The organism is Myxococcus sp. CA039A (assembly GCF_013336645.1).
GTDB lineage: Bacteria > Myxococcota > Myxococcia > Myxococcales > Myxococcaceae > Myxococcus > Myxococcus llanfairpwllgwyngyllgogerychwyrndrobwllllantysiliogogogochensis.
Genome location: NZ_JABUMQ010000684.1, coordinates 1 through 1,131, shown reverse-complemented (window position 1 = coordinate 1,131; position 1,131 = coordinate 1). Strand labels below are relative to the sequence as shown.

Below are 1,131 nucleotides of genomic sequence, written 5' to 3'. Positions count from 1 at the left end.
CCCCAGCCCCCATCCCCGCGCACACGGTCATCAATGCACGGGCACAGGGTGAGCGACTCTCCGCGCAACAGTTCCACCTCGTCCTGTTGGATACCGAGCGTGCCGGCACCGTCTTCCCGCTCGCCAACGAAGCGCTTCGCGTGGGCAAGGCGCCCGACAACGACGTCGTCATCGACCACCCCACGGTGAGCCGCAATCACCTGGTGGTGCGCCGCCAGGGCGACCGCTTCCTCGTCCAGGACCTGGGCTCCACCAACGGCACCTTCCTCGACGGCGCCCAAATCCGCGAGGCGTACCTGCGCCCCGGCGCCCTGCTCGAAGTGGGCGACGTGCGCCTGCGCTTCAGCCCCCAGCTCGCCCCCGTCCAGGTGGAGCCCACGCTGGAGGACCGGCTGGGAGACCTGGTGGGCCGCAGCCTGCCGATGCGGCAGATCTTCGCGCTGCTCCAGCGCATCGCCCCCACCGACTCCACGCTCCTGCTCGTCGGCGAGACGGGCTCCGGCAAGGGCGCCGCCGCCAAGGCCATCCACAAGCTCAGCCCGCGCGCACCCGGGCCGCTCGTCGTCTTTGATTGCGCCAGCGTCTCCGACTCCCTCATCGAGAGCGAGCTGTTCGGCCACGAGAAGGGCGCCTTCACCGGCGCCGTCAGCCAGCGCATCGGCTGCCTGGAGCGCGCCAACGGCGGCACCCTCTTCCTCGACGAAATCGACGACCTGGCGCTGGACCTCCAGCCCAAGCTCTTGCGTGCGATTGAGGACCGCGAGTTCCGCAGGCTCGGCGCGTCCACGCCCATCTCCTTCGACGCGCGCATCGTCGTGGCCAGCAAGAAGGACCTCTGGTCGGAGACGCAGGCGGGCCGCTTCCGCGAGGACCTCTACTTCCGCCTCTCTGTCTTCACCGTCAACCTGCCGCCCCTGCGAGACCGCAAGGAGGACATCCCCCTCCTCGTGGACGCGTTCGCCGGCGAGGGGCTGTGGCTGCGGCTGCCGGAGAAGATTCGCGAGCAGTTCAACGGGCACACCTGGCCGGGCAACGTGCGCGAGCTGCGCAACGCGCTCGAGCGCGCCCGGCACATGGTGGATATCCCGGAGCTGGCCGGGGACACGCTCCTGCGCGAATTCACCCGCGAGC

1 protein-coding gene is annotated in these 1,131 nt (G+C 70.0%); it reads left to right on the top strand.

Annotated elements, in window-relative coordinates:
* A partial coding sequence (locus tag HR086_RS47015; RefSeq protein ID WP_174468928.1) for a sigma 54-interacting transcriptional regulator occupies positions 1 to 1,131 on the top strand: 1,131 nt, incomplete at both ends.